This window comes from Phaeobacter sp. G2, assembly GCA_025163595.1.
Taxonomy (GTDB): domain Bacteria; phylum Pseudomonadota; class Alphaproteobacteria; order Rhodobacterales; family Rhodobacteraceae; genus Pseudophaeobacter.
The window spans coordinates 1,913,651-1,929,966 of the sequence record CP104100.1 but is presented as its reverse complement, the minus strand read 5'-3'; the positions used below and the strand labels follow the sequence as shown (position 1 = coordinate 1,929,966).

Here is a 16,316-nt window from a genome sequence, read left to right as displayed (position 1 = left end):
ATTTCAATATGTTACCAGGGTACGACGGTATACAAAGCCATTGGGGCCCATCGAAAACTCAGGAAAACCCAACAAAGTTTTTGCCTACCGCCGATGGCCCCATCCGGGGGAGTTGCAGCCAAATGAAGTCAAAAAAGAAAAGGCGCGCCGGATCTCTCTGGCGCGCCTTTGGTCTGAGTTATGACCGGTCTGTTACTGGATCATTGTCAGCAACTGATCCAGCGAGGCCTTGGCATCGCCATAGAACATCCGGGTATTGTCCTTGAAGAACAGCGGGTTCTCGATGCCGGAGTAGCCGGTGCCCTGGCCGCGCTTGGAGACAAAGACCTGTTTCGCCTTCCAGCATTCCAGAACCGGCATGCCAGCGATGGGAGAGTTGGGATCTTCCTGGGCCGCCGGGTTGACGATGTCATTGGAGCCAATGACGATGGCCACATCGGTTTCCGGGAAGTCCTCGTTGATCTCATCCATTTCCATGACGATGTCATAGGGAACTTTGGCTTCAGCCAGCAGCACGTTCATGTGCCCGGGCAAACGGCCCGCAACCGGATGGATGGCAAAGCGCACGGTTTTGCCCTTGGCCCGCAGGCGACGGGTCAGTTCCGCCACGTTCTGCTGCGCCTGTGCCACTGCCATGCCGTAGCCGGGGATGATGATGACGCTATCGGCCTCGTCCAGCGCGGTTGCAACGCCATCGGCGTCGATGGCCACCTGCTCGCCTTCGACCTCCATCTGCGGACCAGCTGTGCCGCCAAAGCCGCCCAGGATAACGCTGACAAAGCTGCGGTTCATCGCCTTACACATGATGTACGACAGGATCGCACCGGAAGAGCCAACCAGCGCCCCCACCACGATCAGCAGGTCGTTGCCAAGGGAGAAACCAATCGCAGCCGCGGCCCAGCCCGAGTAGCTGTTCAGCATCGAGACAACCACTGGCATATCGGCGCCGCCGATGCCCATGATCAGGTGATAGCCGATGAACAGGGCTGCCAGCGTCATCAGCATCAGCGGCACAAAGCCACCAGTGTTGAAGTACCAGATCAGCGCGATCAGCGACACGCCCGCCGCAGCAGCGTTGAGCATATGACCGCCGGGCAGTTTCACCGCCGAAGAGGTCAGTTTACCTGCCAGTTTGCCATAGGCCACAACCGAACCGGTAAAGGTCACCGCACCAATGAAGATGCCGAGGAACAGCTCAACCCGCAGGATGGCGATCTCGACGCCGTCTTTCTTGGCCAACAGCTTGGCAAAGCCGTCCAGCGCCTGTTTGGCCTCTGCGTCCATGGCTAGGACACGACCCAGTTCGATATGGGCGATAAGACCCACAAAGACCGCGGCCAGGCCAACCAAAGAGTGCATCGCAGCAACCAGTTCGGGCATCTGGGTCATCTGTACCCGAGTTGCCAGCTGGTAGCCGATAACGCCGCCACCGGCGATCAGCACGATCGACAAGAGCCAGAGCCCGGAGCCCGGGCCAACAAGGGTGGCAAAAACCGCCAGCGCCATGCCGACAATCCCGTACCAGACCGCGCGTTTTGCGCTTTCCTGGCCGGACAGCCCGCCAAGGCTGAGGATGAAGAGAACAGCCGCGACCACATAGGCGGCAGTGGTAAATCCATATTCCATCTCTGTAGCCTCCTTAAGATTTCTGGAACATGGCAAGCATGCGCCGGGTGACGAGGAAGCCACCAAAGATGTTAATCCCAGCCATAAAGACCGACAGGGCCGCCAGCAGGATCACCAGGAAACTGCCCGAGCCGATCTGCATCAGCGCGCCCAGGATAATGATCGACGAAATCGCATTGGTGACCGCCATCAGTGGTGTGTGCAGGCTATGCGCCACGCCCCAGATCACCTGGAAACCAATAAAGACCGAGAGCACAAAGACGATAAAGTGCTGCATGAAGCTGGCAGGGGCCACCAGACCAACAGCCAGCAGCAAGGCACCGCCCACGGCCAGCAGGGTGACCTGGTTCTTGGTCTGAGCCTTGAAGGCCGCCACTTCTTCGGCGCGCTTTTCTTCTGGCGTCAGCTCTGGCGCAACCTCTTTGGGCTTGGCGGCAATCGCCTGCACCTTTGGCGGTGGTGGTGGGAAGGTGATTTCGCCGCCATGGGTCACGGTGGAGCCACGAATAACGTCATCTTCCATGTCGTGATTGATCTGGCCGTCCTTTTCAGGGGTCAGGTCAGTCATCATGTGGCGGATGTTGGTGGCGTAAAGAGTCGACGACTGGGCCGCCATGCGGGATGGGAAATCGGTGTAGCCGATAATGGTGACGCCATTCTCGGTGACGATTTTCTCATCCATCACGGTGAGCTTGCAATTGCCGCCCTTTTCCGCGGCCAGGTCAACAATGACCGAGCCAGGCTTCATCGCGGCGACCATGTCTTCGGTCCACAGCTCTGGCGCTTCGCGGTTGGGGATCAGAGCCGTGGTGATAACGATATCCACCTCTGGTGCCAGTTCCCGGAACTTGGCGAGCTGGGCTTCGCGGAACTCTGGGCTGGAGACCGAGGCATAGCCACCGGAAGACGCCCCATCGGCCTGCTCTTCTTCAAAGTCGAGATAGACAAACTCGGCGCCCATGGACTCAACTTGCTCAGCCACTTCGGGGCGTACGTCAAAGGCCAGGGTAATGGCCCCCAGACTGGTCGAGGTGCCAATGGCTGCAAGACCAGCAACGCCGGCGCCTACCACCAGGACCTTAGCTGGGGGCACCTTGCCCGCGGCTGTGATCTGACCGGTGAAAAAGCGGCCGAAGTTGTTGCCTGCTTCGATAACCGCGCGGTAGCCGGCGATATTCGCCATCGAGGACAGCGCGTCCATCTTCTGCGCGCGGCTGATACGTGGCACCATTTCCATGGCAATAACGCTGGCGCCTTTGGATTTGGCCAGTTCCAGCCCTTCTTCATTCCCGCCGGGATTGAAGAAAGAAATCAGTGTCTTTTTTGAGTTCAGCCGCTTGAGCTCAGCCTCATTGGGTTGGCGTACCTTGGCGATGATATCTGATGCCTTCCACAAAGCGGCGGCAGTCTTGATGATTTCAACACCGGCCTCCTCATAGGTCGCATCGCTAAAGCCGGCCAATTGGCCCGCACCGCTTTCAATGGCGCAGTCATAGCCCAGTTTCTGCAGCTGACGCGCAGAATCGGGCGTCATAGCGACACGCGCCTCGCCGTTGATCACCTCTTTGGGTGTTCCAATTTTCACCTTGTCGGTCCCCCTCGTCCTGCCCGCCCCAGCATTGCCCGGGTACGGATCGCAAACATTATGACTATCCTGCGCAATATTTTTGCGCAATGGTTTCGCTGCGTCGCCGCATATCACTGCCGCATTGCCGCATTTCTGCACCACTCAACTAAACTGGGTCAGATTCTACAACCGACCCTCTCTTGTGAGGCTACAATAGAAAACCAACCCTTTTATCGCAACTAACCCAGGGCTAGACCCAGCGTCGCACTTTTTGCTCATAGCGCGCCCAGTCACTGCGAAAGGTCCGCCGCATCCGGTTTTCCTCACCGATTATAAAGCGTTTCTCCAGGATCCAGGTCAGCACCGGGATCAGCGGCAACGCAAGAACCGCGTCGAAATACAGGATCAGCCCCGCCAGCACCATGACATCGCCCAGATAGATTGGGTTGCGGCTGCGGGTAAAGATACCCGATTGCACCAGCCTGCTTGGCGTTTCATGGGGCATGAGCGTTGTCTTCTGACGTCGCATTTCGGTAACCGCCAGCGCCATCAGCACCAGCCCGCCACCGACAAGCAGCCCACCAAGCAGATCCGCCCATACCGGGCCAAACCCCAGCCCCAGTGGCAGATACTGCGCCTGCCCCCAGGCCAAAGCAATGCAGCCCGCCAGCCAGACCGGTGGTAGGTCGATCCATTTCATATCATGTCTCTTTCCTCAAAGCCGCACAGCAGAGCTGCGCGGCCAATTTGCGGCACCTTCCCCAGAACCCCGGGCAAGGTCCAGCGCTTCAGCAAATACTGTCCAGATAAAAGGACGGTATGCTCGTTTTTAAAGCCATATCACAACTTCGTTCCCGGCCCGCTCTCGCGCGAGCGCCCGTCTACCAGAAAAATGGGGGGACGTGAGTAGGTCATATTGACCTACTCCCACTCCATCTCTTCAAACACGCGCCCGGCATTCTTGGTGGCCAACTCGTCAAATGTGTCCAACCCGCGCCATTGCTGCTGGTCAACATAATAGGCGCTGGCCAGATCGCCACCGTCTTCGATATGCGCCCCAATCTTGCTGCGTAGATCGTTCAGATAGTCCAGAGTATAGCGCCGCACCTGGTCCAGATTGGTGGGATGGCCATGGCCTGGGATCACATAGGTTGGCGCCATGGGTTCCAGCTTCTCGACCCAGGTCTCAATCCAGCAGCTGGTGCAGGTATGGGGAAAGATCGGCAACATGCGCTCATGAAAGGCGATATCGCCGGCAATCATGATCTTCCAAGCAGGAATCCACACCTGTACATCGCCCGGATCATGGGCCGGGCCCAAATGCAGCACCTGAATATCCAGCCCGCCAAGGCTCAGCTCATAGCGATCGTCAAAGCTGAGGTTGGCATGTTCCATGCGGCTGTCGCCCGCGCGGTCCTTGTTATAGGCCTGCATGCGCTGCAGGATGAAATCGCCATTTTTCTGGGTTTCGGCAATGGCATCGGCATGGCCCAGAATGTCTACGCCCTGGTCGCGCCAATAGCCGTTGCCCAGCACCGCATGACCCTGGCCATTTTCGTTGATGACCAAAACAACCGGCTGATCCGTCACCGCCTTGATCTCTGCGTGCAAAGCCGCTGCCAGCGCATCCGAGGCCCCGGCATTGATCACCACGACACCCACGTTCGTCACGACAAAGGAGAGGTTGTTATTGTGGCCGGCGTTTTCATAGGTCGGCGGCGCAGTGGCCCCGATGGCCGAGAATACATGCGGGATCACCTCGACAGGCTTGGAATACAGCTCGGACTGGGGGTATTGATCCGCAATATCCTCACTGGCAAGACCTGCAATTGGCAACCCTGCAACATATGCTGTCAGCCCTGCGGCATATATCGGCGTCAAAAGCCGACTCAACGCGGTATTGGTCATGGCATCCTCCCATTTTTGTTCAGACAAATAATTCACACTTGCGAATATGATTGTAAATAGATTTTGCGCTCTGCCATTGCCTCTGTGACGGAACGGCGCGCTTGCGCAGCTGTGCCCCGGCGATACCCTGTGACAAACAGGAGGACAAAAGATGGATTTGAACGGCAAACACGCATTGGTCACCGGCGGGGGCACTGGCATTGGGCTGGCCATTGCCAAGGCTCTGGCGGCACAGGGTGCCCAGGTGACCATCACCGGACGCCGCCAGGAGGTGCTGGAAGAGGTCGCAACGGCGGGCCTGCACCCCATGGCGATGGATGTGCGCAACGAGGACGACATCATTGCCAAAGTCGCCGCCGCAGTCGAGGCCCGTGGCCCGATCCAGATCTGCGTCGCCAATGCCGGCGTGGCCGAGGGCAAATCCCTGCACAAAACCACCATGGAGTTCTGGCGCAACATGATGGCGACCAATCTGGATGGCGCCTTTCTGACCATTCGCGAATGCCTGAAGTCCATGCATCAGACCGACTGGGGCCGGATCATCACCGTGGCCTCTATCGCCGGCCTGCGCGGGCTGAAAGGCGGCGCCTGCTACAGCGCCAGCAAACACGGCATGATTGGCCTCACCCGGGCTTTGAGCGAGGATTACATGGGCAGCCAGATCACCGCCAATGCCATCTGCCCCGGCTATGTGGACACCCCGATTGTCGACCGCAACATCACTTCGATCTCGACGCGTGCCGGCATCAGCCAGGATGAGGCGCTCAAGGTCATGGTCAATGCCAACCGCCACCAACGCCTGATCGAACCAGAGGAAGTAGCCGCCGCCGCCATGTGGCTTTGTGGTCCAGGATCGCAGTCCATCAACGGCCAGACCATCGAAATCGCAGGTGGGCAGACCTGATGAGGCTGACAAGATGAACAGGGCGGAGTTCAACCAGTTCTGCGCCACCTTTCCCGCAGCGGAGCATGTGGTGCAATGGGGCAATTCCGACGTTTGGAAAGCAGGCGGCAAGCTCTTTGCCGTCTGCGGCTGGGCCGATGGCGACGACGCCTTTACCTTCAAGGCCGGAGAGATCGCTTTTGAGGTGCTGCAGGAACGCCCCGGTGTGCGCCCTGCTCCCTATCTGGCCTCGCGTGGGATGAAATGGCTGCAACAATTTGCCAAAGATGGTCTCAGCGAGGAAGAGCTGCGCGACTGTATCACCCTGTCCTATCAGATGGTCACCGCAGGCCTGTCCAAGAAGAAAAGAACCGCACTGGGCATTCCAGACCCCGCGCCAAAGGCCTGACACCCAGTTCCTGGCCCTGTTCCTGGCATTCCCCCTGCAAGAGACACTGGACAGACCAGATCGGATCGGATACGAAATACAAAAGCTTTAAGCTTGAAATACTTCACGATCCAGCGAGGCCCCGATGACTGATTTTGCTGCCACCAAGGCGATGTTCGACCTGCCCGAGGGAATGATCTACCTCGATGGCAACTCTTTGGGCCCGCTGCCCAAGGCCACCAAGGATCGCGTCTCGGCGATGATCGAGGATGAATGGGGCAAGATGCTGATCACCGGCTGGAACAAGGCCGGCTGGATGCAGCAACCCGGTGCCATTGGCGATCGCATCGGACGGTTGATCGGCGCCGAGCCGGGCCATGTGATGATGGGCGACACCCTGTCAATCAAGGTCTACCAGGCGGTTGCCTCTGCCCTGGAGATGACCCCCGACCGCCGGGTGGTGCTGTCAGACAATGGCAACTTCCCTTCGGATCTTTATATCGTGCAGGGCCTGCTGAAATCCCTGGGCGAAGACTATGAGCTGCGGGTGGTGAACCCCGAGGACGTGGCAGAAAACATCACCGACGAAATTGCTGTCCTGATGCTCACCGAGGTGGACTATCGCACCGGACGCAAACACGACATGAAAGCCCTGACCGAGCTGGCCCATGCACAGGGCGTGGTGACGGTTTGGGATCTGGCCCATTCCGCCGGGGCATTGCCGGTGGATCTGGCCGGGTGCAACGCGGATTTTGCCGTCGGCTGCACCTATAAATACCTCAACTCTGGCCCCGGAGGCCCGGCCTTTATCTATGTCGCGCCGCGCCATGTGGACAGCGCCCGCCCGGCCCTGTCGGGCTGGCTGGGGCATGAGGCGCCTTTTGCCTTTGATCTCGACTATCGCCCCGGCAACGGCATTGAACGCATGCGCGTTGGCACCCCGCCGATGATCCAGCTGGCCGCCCTTGGGGCCTCGATGGATATCTGGGATCAGGTGGATATGCAGGCGCTGCGGGCGCGCTCGATCGCGCTGTGCGATCGCTTTATTGCCGGGATTGAGGCGACCTGCCCCGAGCTGACCCTGGCCTCGCCGCGCGACGGTGCGGCCCGTGGCAGCCAGGTCTCCTTTGCCTTTGAAGATGGTTACGCGGCCATGCAGGCGCTGATTGCCCGTGGCGTCATTGGCGATTTCCGGGCGCCGGATATCATGCGCTTTGGCTTTACCCCGCTGTATATTGATGAGGGCGATGTCGATGGCGCGGTGGCGATCATTGCCGATGTGATGAACAACCGGCTGTGGGACAAACCCGAATATAAAATCCGCGCGGCCGTGACCTGATGAACCTGCCCGGCACCAAAGCGCTGCCCCTGTGCCGGCCCTTTGGCTGGGTGGCGCTGTGGCGTCGCCTGGCCCAATGCGGCACCCTGAACAAACGGATTTTATCCCTTTCCTGAGCTATACTTCAATTTGGAAAAGGAGGAATCCCATGAGCGATTCCAAGACCACGCCCCAGGGCTGCCCCTTCAACCCCGCCGATGACGGCGCCCAGATGGATTTTGACGGCCGTATGTCCTATGGTGACTACCTGTCACTGGATATGTTGCTGACTGCCCAGAAACCCTGGAGCGACACCCATGATGAAATGCTGTTCATCATCCAGCACCAAACATCCGAACTGTGGATGCGGCTGGCCATTCACGAGCTGCAGGCGGCGCGCGCGCGGCTGATCAAGGGCGAAGCGCGACAGGCGTTCAAGATGCTGGCGCGGGTGGCGCGGATTTTTGAGCAGCTGAACTCTGCCTGGGATGTGCTGCGCACCATGACGCCCTCGGATTACACCGCCTTTCGCGATGCCCTGGGGCAAAGCTCTGGTTTTCAGTCGCATCAGTACCGGCTGATCGAGTTCATGCTGGGCAACCGCAACAAGGCGATGCTGAAGCCCCATGCCCACCGCCCTGATCTGGTGGCGCTGCTGGAGGCCGAACTGGCACAGCCGTCGCTCTATGATGTGGCGTTGCGGGCGCTGCATGCACGTTTCGCCCTGCCTGACACAGTGATCAATCGTGACCTATCAGAGGCCTATCAGGCCAGCGAAGCGGTAGAGGCCGCCTGGTCCGAGGTCTACCGCGCCCCCGAGGACCATTGGGAGCTTTATGAATTGGCCGAGAAACTGGTGGATTTTGAAGACTATTTCCGCCGCTGGCGGTTCAATCACGTGACCACGGTGGAGCGGGTCATTGGCTTTAAACGCGGCACCGGCGGCACCGGCGGGGTCAACTACCTCAAACGGATGCTGGAGGTAGAGCTGTTCCCCGAGCTTTGGCACCTGCGCACCACGCTGTAACCGCAGGTAAAACTGAGCTTAGCTGCACAGAGGCTGGCAATACGGTGGCTGGCAAAACAAAGGCGGGGGGCTCCCGCCCGTCTCGCGACATCACAGATGTCGGATCCCGTTGGGCCCGGCGCCGCGCTGACGCGCGGCGCGTCAGCGCAATACGCTGTACCTCAGTGCTGGAGCAACAGGGAACTCAGTTTGCCGGCCCCCTCCCCCTTCAGCCTGCGGGGGTCAGGGCTTGGGCGCACAGTGCCGCATAATTGGCCACACCGACACGATAGCCATCGTAGCTTTGTGCGGTGTGTTTGATCCCTTTGAGACAGGCGCAGAACAAACGCCCCAGGGCATCCGCATCAGCCGTCAGGACAACTACCCCCCGCGCAGCTTCCTCCTGCAGCCACTGGGCATAAATGCCCTGCAACTGCGCTTCGCCTTCCTCGATCATATCACCAGCCACATTCAGGGTGGCCTCAAACAGCTCCATCCCATGTGCCGAAGACATCATCGCTTCCATCGTCTCGCCGCCATGGGCTGCAAAGGCACGCGCCAAACGCTGCGCCAGGTCCCCCTCCGCTTTCAGGGCCGTCGCAACCTCGCGCGCGGCCTCGGCATAGTAGCTTTCAACAAGGCTACGAAAGATGGCCTCTTTGTTTTTGAAATGAAGGTAGAGCGCCGGGCGTGACATGCCGGCTCCCCGGGCTATGTCATCCATTGAGGTTTTGCGAAACCCATAGGCGGAAAAGCCTGCCCAGGCGGCGGCAAGGATGGCCTGTGTCTTGGTGTCTGTCTTGGTATCGGGGGCTGAAAACGTCATAGACTCGCTTCTGACAGTTTTACAGGTTTTTGTCAATTGACAGCCTGACACATTTCATGCATTTTGTCAGAAATACCAACCCCAGCTCCCGGACCCAGCAAAGAGGCCAGTCCCATGTCAAAAACGCTCCGTATCAATGGCAAGACCCATGAGGTGGATCTGCCCGATGATGTGCCTCTGCTCTGGGTGCTGCGCGACGAGATCGGCCTGACGGGGACAAAATTTGGCTGCGGCGTGGCCGCCTGTGGTGCCTGCACCGTGCAGGTGGACGGCGAGGCGATGCGCTCCTGCCAGCTGAGCCTTGGCGATGTCGAGGGGGAGGTGACCACAATCGAGGGACTTGGCAGCCCAGACAACATGGCCAAGATCCAGCAGGCCTGGGTGGCGCATCAGGTGGCACAATGTGGCTACTGCCAGTCCGGCCAGATCATGCAGGCCGCGAGCCTGCTGGCAGAAAACCCCAGCCCCAGCGACGCCGATATCGACGAGGCAATGCAGGGCAACCTGTGCCGCTGTGGCACCTACCCGCGTATCCGCGCCGCCATCCATTCCGCCGCCAAAATGATGCAGGAGGCCTGATCTCATGGCCAGCTTGAAAAAAATCGCCCGCCGCAGCTTCCTCGTCGGCTCTGCCGCCATTCTGGGCGGGGTTGCCTTTGGCACCTATAAATACCACCAGCCCGCCCCTAACCCGCTGGAGCCGGGTGAAGGCAAGGCAGTGCTGAACCCCTTTGTCTTTGTTGACCAGTCCGGCGTCACCCTGATCGCGCCCCGGGCTGAGATGGGCCAGGGCGTGCGCAGCTCATGGGCTGCGCTGATCGCCGAGGAGCTGGATGTAGACCCAGCACAGGTCAATGTGATCCATGGCCCCGCCGCCAAGGCCTATTACAACAGCGCCATGATGGCCGAGGCCCTGCCCGGGCGCGGCTATAACGCCAGCGATTTTCAGCATTCATTGGGGCAGATCGTCGGGAATTTCTCCAAATTTCTCGACCTGCAGGTCACGGGTGGCTCCTCCTCGATGAAAGATGGCTTTACCCGTATGCGGCTGGCTGGTGCGAGCGCCCGCGAAACCCTGAAAGAGGCGGCCGCGAAACGGCTTGGCGTGGCTCGCGCCCTGCTGGAAACCGAGAACGGATATGTTCTGGCGCCGGGCGATGTAAAACTCTCCTATGCTGAACTGGCCACAGAGGCCGCCGCTCTTGAGCCGCAAGAGCCCGAGCTACGCCCCGCAGCCCAGTGGAAATACATCGGCAAGCCCGTGCCGCGCATTGATATGACTGCCAAGGTCACCGGCACCGCTGGTTTTGGTGTGGATACCCGCATTGAAGGCATGAAATTCGCCGCCATCAAACAGAACCCACATTTTGGCGCTGGTATGCGCGGCTTTGATGCCTCGACCGCCAAGGACATGGCAGGTGTCGAGCAGATCCTGGATCTTGGCGATGCGGTGGCCGTTGTGGGCAGCAATACCTGGCTGGCACAACAGGCGGTTGAGGCTATTGAGGTGGACTGGGAGCCTGCAACCTACCCCAAAACCACCGATGCGATTTTTGCCGAGATTGAAGCCGCCTTTGACGGCTCCGCCAATTCAACCATGCGCGATGACGGCGACGTGGACAGCCTGCCTGACGGGGCTGAGCTGATCGAGGCCGAATATCGCCTGCCCTATCTGGCCCATGCCACCATGGAACCGATGAACGCCACGGCGCTGTACACCGGGGATGCGCTGGAGATCTGGGCCCCCAATCAGGGGCCAACGGTGGTGCAAAAAGCTGCCGCCGCGCTCACCGGGTTGGACCCTGAGGCCGTGACCGTCAATACCACCTTTCTGGGCGGCGGCTTTGGTCGCCGCATTGAGGTGGATTACACCAACCGCGCCGTGCAGATTGCCCAACAGCTGAAAGGCACGCCGGTGCAACTCACCTGGTCGCGCGAAGAAGATATGCGCCACGACTATTACCGCCCCGGAGCCATTGGCCGCTACCGCGCCGCCGTCAAGGATGGCAAAGCCGTGATGGTGCATGGCAAGATCGCAGCCCAGTCCACCACCCAGGAGGGTGCCGGGCGGATGCTGGGCCTGCCAATGTCCGGCCCGGACAAGGGCCATGTGGACGCAGCCTTTAACCAGCCCCTGGCGATCCCGAACTTTCGTGTCGAGGGCTATATCGCCAAGCCGATGATCCCGGTGGGGTTCTGGCGCTCGGTGGCGGCGTCGTTCAACGGGTTCTTTTCTGACAGTATTATTGATGAGATGGCCCATAAGGCCGGCCGCGACCCGCTGGAGTTCCGCCTGGAGCTGGCCCGTGCCGAATGGGAGCCCGCCGCCAAAGTCCTGGAAACTGTGCGCGATATGTCCGGCTGGACTGGCACAACTCCCGCAGGCATCGGTCGGGGCGTCGCCCTGGCCTACAGCTTTGGAACCCCGGTTGCGCAGGTCATCGAAGTGGCCGATCGCGACGGCGATATTGCCATCACCAAGGCCTGGATTGCCGCCGACCTTGGCCTGGTGGTGGACCCGCAAAACACCGAAGCACAGCTGTTCAGTGGCCTCGCCTATGGGCTGTCGGCGGCCTGTTTTGGCGAGATCACCTTTGACAATGGCGCGGTAGAACAGGAGAACTTCCCCGATTACGACGCCATGCGCATGCCCAGCATGCCCTCGGTCGAGGTGGCGGTTTTGCAGCAGCAAAAACACATGGGCGGCGCTGGCGAGCCCGGCACCCCGCCAGCGGCACCGGCCCTGACCAATGCGCTGTTTGACCTGACAGGGAAACGCGCGCGGGAACTGCCCCTGAACAAACAGTTCAGCCTTTTGTAGGTAGCCCGAACAAGACGCTGCCAGATCCCCCCAACACCCCACCAGTGAGCTAAACACTGGTGGGGGGATCTGGAAACGCTGCGCGATCCAGGCCAGCTCAAGCCCCGCCCAAAATCGAATAAAAGTTAATTTATATCAGTCATTTAAGGGAAAGCCCCCCTACCCTCACTGGCGCGCATTTCTGACTTCAACTGACGCACCAGAAACCACAGGCCTGTTCCCGCAGAGCTGCCTTCGCAGTCGCGCAACCAACAAGCCCGAAATCACCGTTGTGATGGCAGGACTTTTAACCTGTTTCCAGTAGTTCGCCAGCCGCAGGGGTGCCATTGGCCCAGGCATGGACCGCTGCGCCAAAGGCCTGGAACAGCGGGCGCGAGACCGGATCATTGTTGGCGTCCCACTCCGGGTGCCACTGCACCGCCAGGGTAAAGCCCGGTGCATCCTGAACATAGATCGCCTCAGGCGTGCCATCGGGGGCATAGCCGTCAATCACGATGCGCGCCCCCGGGGTTTTGATGCCCTGGCCGTGCAGGCTGTTGGTCATCACCTCATCTGCGCCAAAGACATCATTGAAGACACCACCGCTGGTCATCTTCACCGGGTGGCGCAGGGCGAATTTTTCTTCCAGGGTGCCATCGGGGGGCATGCGGTGGTTCATTCGCCCCGGCAGGTCGCGGATCTCAGGGTAGAGCGTGCCGCCCATGGCCACATTGACCTCCTGAAAGCCCCGGCAGATCCCCAGAAAGGGCTGGCCGCGCTCAACGCAGGCCCGCACCAAAGGCAGCACAATGGCATCCCGCGCCCGGTCAAAAGCCCCGTGGGCCTCTGTCTCTGCCTCGCCATATTCATTTGGGTGCACATTGGGCCGCCCCCCGGTGAGCAAAAACCCGTCAAAGCTATGCAACAGCTCCTCGACCGACAGGAACCGCGGGTCCGAGGGGATCAGCAGCGGCATACAGCCAGCAACCTCGGCCACGGCCTCAGAATTCATGGTGCCGCCAGCATGTGCCGGATATTGATCGTTGAGCAGATAGGAATTGCCGATAATGCCAACTTTGGGACGCGCCATGGGGACTCCGAATGTGTTAAAACATAGCAAGGCTAAGGCCTCCCCCGGGATCCCGCAACCACACAAGCGACCGGATTGCGCGCAGGTTACTGTTCAATTCTGCACGTCGTAGCGTCATCGGGGGATCTGCGGCAAAACAGGGCAGATCGGAAACAACACCTGCGCCGAAAAATCAAGCCTGAGAATCAAAAGGACGCCGCACAGCGCGACGTCCCTTGTTGAGCCACAGGTTTTGCACGTGAGATCAGATCTCGCCGATCAACCCAGCCGCTTCGATCCCTGCCATGGCCGCAATGGCGTCATTGTCAGAGGTATCGCCGGTGACGCCGACGGCACCAATGACCGCGCCGCTATCGTCGCGCAGCAACACGCCACCGGGCACAGGGATCACCTGACCACCATACACGCCATTCACCGCCGCCATGAAATAGGCCTGGGCTTCGGCGCGGGCCATCTGCGCTGTGCCTGCCATGCCCAGCATTACCGCGCCATAGGCCTTACCATGGGCGATGGCAAAACGCCCAGGTGCAGCGCCGTCTTCGCGGGCAAAGGCCTGCACATGGCCACCGCCATCCAGCACCACGGCGGAAAGAGGTTTCAACCCCATCTCACGGCCTTTGGCCAGGGCTGTGTTGATAATGATCTGCGCAGATTGCAGGGAAATTGTCATGGTCGTATCCTTCTGGTCAGGATCAAGAATAAGGGAAGAGGGCAGGACCGCGCCCTGCCCCCAGTCTCTATTACTGTGTTAGCCGACCGCCTTGAGCTCAAGACGACGGGCATGCAACACAGGCTCGGTATAGCCAGAGGGTTGGACGCGCCCCTTGAAGACCAGATCACAGGCGGCCTGGAAGGCAATGCCGTCAAAGCCGGGCGCCATGGGCCGATAGCTGGCATCCCCGGCGTTTTGCTGGTCCACCACGGCAGCCATCTTTTGCATCGCGGCCATCACTTGCTGCTCGCTCACCACCTCGTGGTGCAGCCAATTGGCCAGCGCCTGACTGGAGATCCGGCAGGTGGCGCGGTCTTCCATCAGCCCCACATTGTTCAGATCAGGCACTTTGGAGCAGCCAACACCCTGATCGACCCAGCGCACCACATAGCCCAGAATGCCCTGGGCATTGTTTTCGATCTCATGGGTGATTTGTTCATCCGACAGGTTTTGCCCCTGCATCACTGGAATATCCAGCAGGTCCGTCAGCGTGCCACGGGGGCCAGCCGCGCGCAGCGCATCCTGATGCGACAGCACATCAAACTGGTGATAATGGGTTGCATGCAACGTTGCAGCGGTTGGCGACGGAACCCAGGCGCAGGTGGCACCGGATTTGGGATGGCCAATCTTGGCGGCCAGCATGTCCCCCATCAGATCCGGCATCGCCCACATTCCCTTGCCAATCTGGGCGCGGCCTTTGAGACCACAGGCCAGACCGATATCGACATTGCGGTCCTCGTAGGAGGCAATCCAGGGGGTGTTTTTCATCTCGCCCTTGGGCAACATCGCCCCTGCTTCCATTGAGGTATGGATCTCATCCCCGGTGCGGTCCAGGAAGCCGGTGTTGATAAAGGCCACGCGAGATTTGGCGGCGCGGATGCATTCCTTCAGATTGACCGAGGTGCGGCGCTCTTCATCCATGATGCCGATCTTGACCGTATTGGCCGGCAGGCCCAGCGCCGCCTCAACCTGATCAAAGATGCGGCAGGCAAAATCCACTTCTTCGGGGCCGTGCATCTTGGGCTTGACCACATAAACAGAGCCATGCAGCGAATTGCCCCCCTCTGCCTGCAGATCATGCATGGCGATCATCACGGTGATCATCGCATCCAGCAGGCCTTCGCCCGCCTCGCGGCCTTCGCTGTCCAATACGGCCGGGTTGGTCATCAGGTGGCCAACATTGCGCACCAGCAACAGGGAGCGGCCTTTGAGGCTGGCGGCCTCTCCGCCGGCACTGGTGTAGGCAAGATCAGCGTTCAAGACACGGGTAAAGGTTTTGCCGCCTTTACTAACCTCTTCTGCCAGATCCCGTTTCATCAGGCCCAGCCAGTTTGAATAGGCCACCACCTTGTCCTCGGCATCGACACAGGCCACCGAGTCCTCGCAGTCCATGATGGTGGACAGCGCCGATTCAAGCGTGATGTCATTGATCCCGGCAGCATCCGTGGCGCCAATATTGCCTGCGGCGTCCACCTCGATCACCGCATGCAACCCGTTGTTTTTCAGCAGAACCCGCGTTGGGGCAGCGGCATCACCAACGTGCCCGGCAAACTGGCTGACTTCCTTGAGCGCGGGCACCAAAGCCCCCTCCGCAACGGCGAGCTCGGTGATATCGCTCCAGGACCCGCTTTGCAGCGGGAAGGTTTCATCCAGGAAACTACGACCCCAGGCAATCACCCGGTCGCCGCGCGCCGCATCATAGCCACCGCCCTTTGGCAGATCGCCCATGGCGTCGGTGCCATATAGCGCATCATAGAGCGAGCCCCAGCGGGCATTGGCCGCGTTCAGCGCAAAGCGCGCATTGGTGATTGGCACCACCAGCTGTGGACCGGGGGTAAAGGCGATCTCGGCATCGACGTTCTCGGTCTCGATCTCAAAATCATCGCCTTCAGGCAAGAGATAGCCGATCTGACGCAAAAAGGCTTCATAAGCTGCGGCATCGCGCGCTGCACTGCGGTTGGCCACATGCCAGGCATCAATCTGCCCCTGCAACTCAGCGCGTTTGGCCAAGAGGGCGCGGTTTTCACCGCCCATGCCATTGACCAGCCCAGACAGACCAGCCCAGAACGCCGCCGCCGACACACCAGTACCAGGCAGTGCCTTGCTTTCAATGAACTCCGCCAAATGGGGTGCAACCTGCATCCCCTCGATCCTGCGCATCGTGCTCATTGGTGTTCTCCTTCGCCGGTTGT

General features: G+C 60.0%; 14 protein-coding genes. 6 read left to right on the top strand and 8 right to left on the bottom strand.

Going from position 1 to position 16,316, the window contains the following annotated elements; genetic code table 11:
- Nucleotides 1–192: 192 nt before the first annotated feature.
- From N1037_09195 to N1037_09180, 4 genes are all read right to left on the bottom strand, one after another.
- Entirely contained in the window at nucleotides 193–1,626 is a 1,434-nt protein-coding gene (locus tag N1037_09195) for an NAD(P)(+) transhydrogenase (Re/Si-specific) subunit beta (protein ID UWS81165.1), read from the bottom strand.
- Between the two features lie 13 nt (nucleotides 1,627–1,639).
- Nucleotides 1,640–3,211 carry a Re/Si-specific NAD(P)(+) transhydrogenase subunit alpha gene (locus tag N1037_09190; protein UWS81164.1) on the bottom strand — a complete coding sequence of 524 codons (1,572 nt, stop codon included), beginning with the start codon at nucleotides 3,209–3,211 and terminating at the stop codon, nucleotides 1,640–1,642.
- Between the two features lie 232 nt (nucleotides 3,212–3,443).
- Nucleotides 3,444–3,893, bottom strand: coding sequence for an isoprenylcysteine carboxylmethyltransferase family protein (locus N1037_09185; protein UWS81163.1), 450 nt, complete (start codon nucleotides 3,891–3,893; stop codon nucleotides 3,444–3,446).
- A 221-nt stretch (nucleotides 3,894–4,114) separates the two neighbouring features.
- Entirely contained in the window at nucleotides 4,115–5,101 is a 987-nt protein-coding gene (locus tag N1037_09180) for an MBL fold metallo-hydrolase (protein ID UWS81162.1), read from the bottom strand.
- A 151-nt stretch (nucleotides 5,102–5,252) separates the two neighbouring features.
- Between N1037_09180 and N1037_09175 the strand changes: the two genes are divergently transcribed.
- The 4 genes from N1037_09175 to kynA all read left to right on the top strand — a co-directional run bounded on the left by N1037_09175 (nucleotide 5,253) and on the right by kynA (nucleotide 8,717).
- Complete coding sequence (locus N1037_09175) at nucleotides 5,253–6,005, top strand: SDR family oxidoreductase (protein ID UWS81161.1); 753 nt, start codon at nucleotides 5,253–5,255, stop codon at nucleotides 6,003–6,005.
- A gap of 13 nt (nucleotides 6,006–6,018) precedes the next feature.
- Nucleotides 6,019–6,393: an MmcQ/YjbR family DNA-binding protein gene (locus tag N1037_09170; GenBank protein ID UWS81160.1), complete on the top strand. Its 375-nt coding sequence runs from the start codon at nucleotides 6,019–6,021 to the stop codon at nucleotides 6,391–6,393.
- A 124-nt stretch (nucleotides 6,394–6,517) separates the two neighbouring features.
- Nucleotides 6,518–7,711 (top strand): kynureninase, encoded by a 1,194-nt coding sequence (gene kynU, locus N1037_09165; GenBank protein UWS81159.1) that lies wholly within the window; start codon nucleotides 6,518–6,520, stop codon nucleotides 7,709–7,711.
- A gap of 148 nt (nucleotides 7,712–7,859) precedes the next feature.
- The gene (gene kynA, locus N1037_09160) at nucleotides 7,860–8,717 is read left to right on the top strand and encodes a tryptophan 2,3-dioxygenase (protein ID UWS81158.1); all 858 of its coding nucleotides are present in this window, start codon (nucleotides 7,860–7,862) and stop codon (nucleotides 8,715–8,717) included.
- Between the two features lie 208 nt (nucleotides 8,718–8,925).
- Here kynA and N1037_09155 read toward each other — a convergent pair whose 3' ends face one another.
- Complete coding sequence (locus N1037_09155; GenBank protein ID UWS81157.1) at nucleotides 8,926–9,522, bottom strand: TetR/AcrR family transcriptional regulator; 597 nt, start codon at nucleotides 9,520–9,522, stop codon at nucleotides 8,926–8,928.
- 114 nt (nucleotides 9,523–9,636) lie between these two features.
- Here N1037_09155 and N1037_09150 point away from each other — a divergent pair, with 114 nt between their 5' ends.
- Nucleotides 9,637–10,101, top strand: a complete 465-nt coding sequence (locus N1037_09150) for a (2Fe-2S)-binding protein (GenBank protein ID UWS81156.1) — start codon at nucleotides 9,637–9,639, stop codon at nucleotides 10,099–10,101.
- 4 nt (nucleotides 10,102–10,105) lie between these two features.
- Nucleotides 10,106–12,343, top strand: a complete 2,238-nt coding sequence (locus tag N1037_09145) for a molybdopterin-dependent oxidoreductase (GenBank protein ID UWS81155.1) — start codon at nucleotides 10,106–10,108, stop codon at nucleotides 12,341–12,343.
- Nucleotides 12,344–12,629: 286 nt separating this feature from the next.
- Here the strand turns inward: N1037_09145 and N1037_09140 are convergent, their stop codons facing one another.
- The 3 genes from N1037_09140 to N1037_09130 form a co-directional block, all read right to left on the bottom strand.
- On the bottom strand, nucleotides 12,630–13,412 hold the full coding sequence (locus N1037_09140) for a gamma-glutamyl-gamma-aminobutyrate hydrolase family protein (protein UWS81154.1): 783 nt from the start codon (nucleotides 13,410–13,412) through the stop codon (nucleotides 12,630–12,632).
- Nucleotides 13,413–13,656: 244 nt separating this feature from the next.
- The gene (locus N1037_09135) at nucleotides 13,657–14,082 is read right to left on the bottom strand and encodes a heme-binding protein (GenBank protein ID UWS81153.1); all 426 of its coding nucleotides are present in this window, start codon (nucleotides 14,080–14,082) and stop codon (nucleotides 13,657–13,659) included.
- A 78-nt stretch (nucleotides 14,083–14,160) separates the two neighbouring features.
- Nucleotides 14,161–16,293 carry a malate synthase G gene (locus tag N1037_09130; GenBank protein UWS81152.1) on the bottom strand — a complete coding sequence of 711 codons (2,133 nt, stop codon included), beginning with the start codon at nucleotides 16,291–16,293 and terminating at the stop codon, nucleotides 14,161–14,163.
- Nucleotides 16,294–16,316 lie beyond the last annotated feature (23 nt).

Bases quoted from the DNA above. Each gene is read 5' to 3' on its own strand.
- N1037_09170 (UWS81160.1), top strand. From the start codon at position 6,019: ATGAACAGGGCGGAGTTCAACCAGTTCTGCGCCACCTTTCCCGCAGCG.
- N1037_09130 (UWS81152.1), bottom strand. From the start codon at position 16,293: ATGAGCACGATGCGCAGGATCGAGGGGATGCAGGTTGCACCCCATTTG.
- N1037_09135 (UWS81153.1), bottom strand. From the start codon at position 14,082: ATGACAATTTCCCTGCAATCTGCGCAGATCATTATCAACACAGCCCTG.
- N1037_09185 (UWS81163.1), bottom strand. From the start codon at position 3,893: ATGAAATGGATCGACCTACCACCGGTCTGGCTGGCGGGCTGCATTGCT.
- kynU (UWS81159.1), top strand. From the start codon at position 6,518: ATGACTGATTTTGCTGCCACCAAGGCGATGTTCGACCTGCCCGAGGGA.
- N1037_09155 (UWS81157.1), bottom strand. From the start codon at position 9,522: ATGACGTTTTCAGCCCCCGATACCAAGACAGACACCAAGACACAGGCC.
- N1037_09175 (UWS81161.1), top strand. From the start codon at position 5,253: ATGGATTTGAACGGCAAACACGCATTGGTCACCGGCGGGGGCACTGGC.
- N1037_09180 (UWS81162.1), bottom strand. From the start codon at position 5,101: ATGACCAATACCGCGTTGAGTCGGCTTTTGACGCCGATATATGCCGCA.
- N1037_09195 (UWS81165.1), bottom strand. From the start codon at position 1,626: ATGGAATATGGATTTACCACTGCCGCCTATGTGGTCGCGGCTGTTCTC.
- N1037_09140 (UWS81154.1), bottom strand. From the start codon at position 13,412: ATGGCGCGTCCCAAAGTTGGCATTATCGGCAATTCCTATCTGCTCAAC.
- N1037_09150 (UWS81156.1), top strand. From the start codon at position 9,637: ATGTCAAAAACGCTCCGTATCAATGGCAAGACCCATGAGGTGGATCTG.
- kynA (UWS81158.1), top strand. From the start codon at position 7,860: ATGAGCGATTCCAAGACCACGCCCCAGGGCTGCCCCTTCAACCCCGCC.
- N1037_09145 (UWS81155.1), top strand. From the start codon at position 10,106: ATGGCCAGCTTGAAAAAAATCGCCCGCCGCAGCTTCCTCGTCGGCTCT.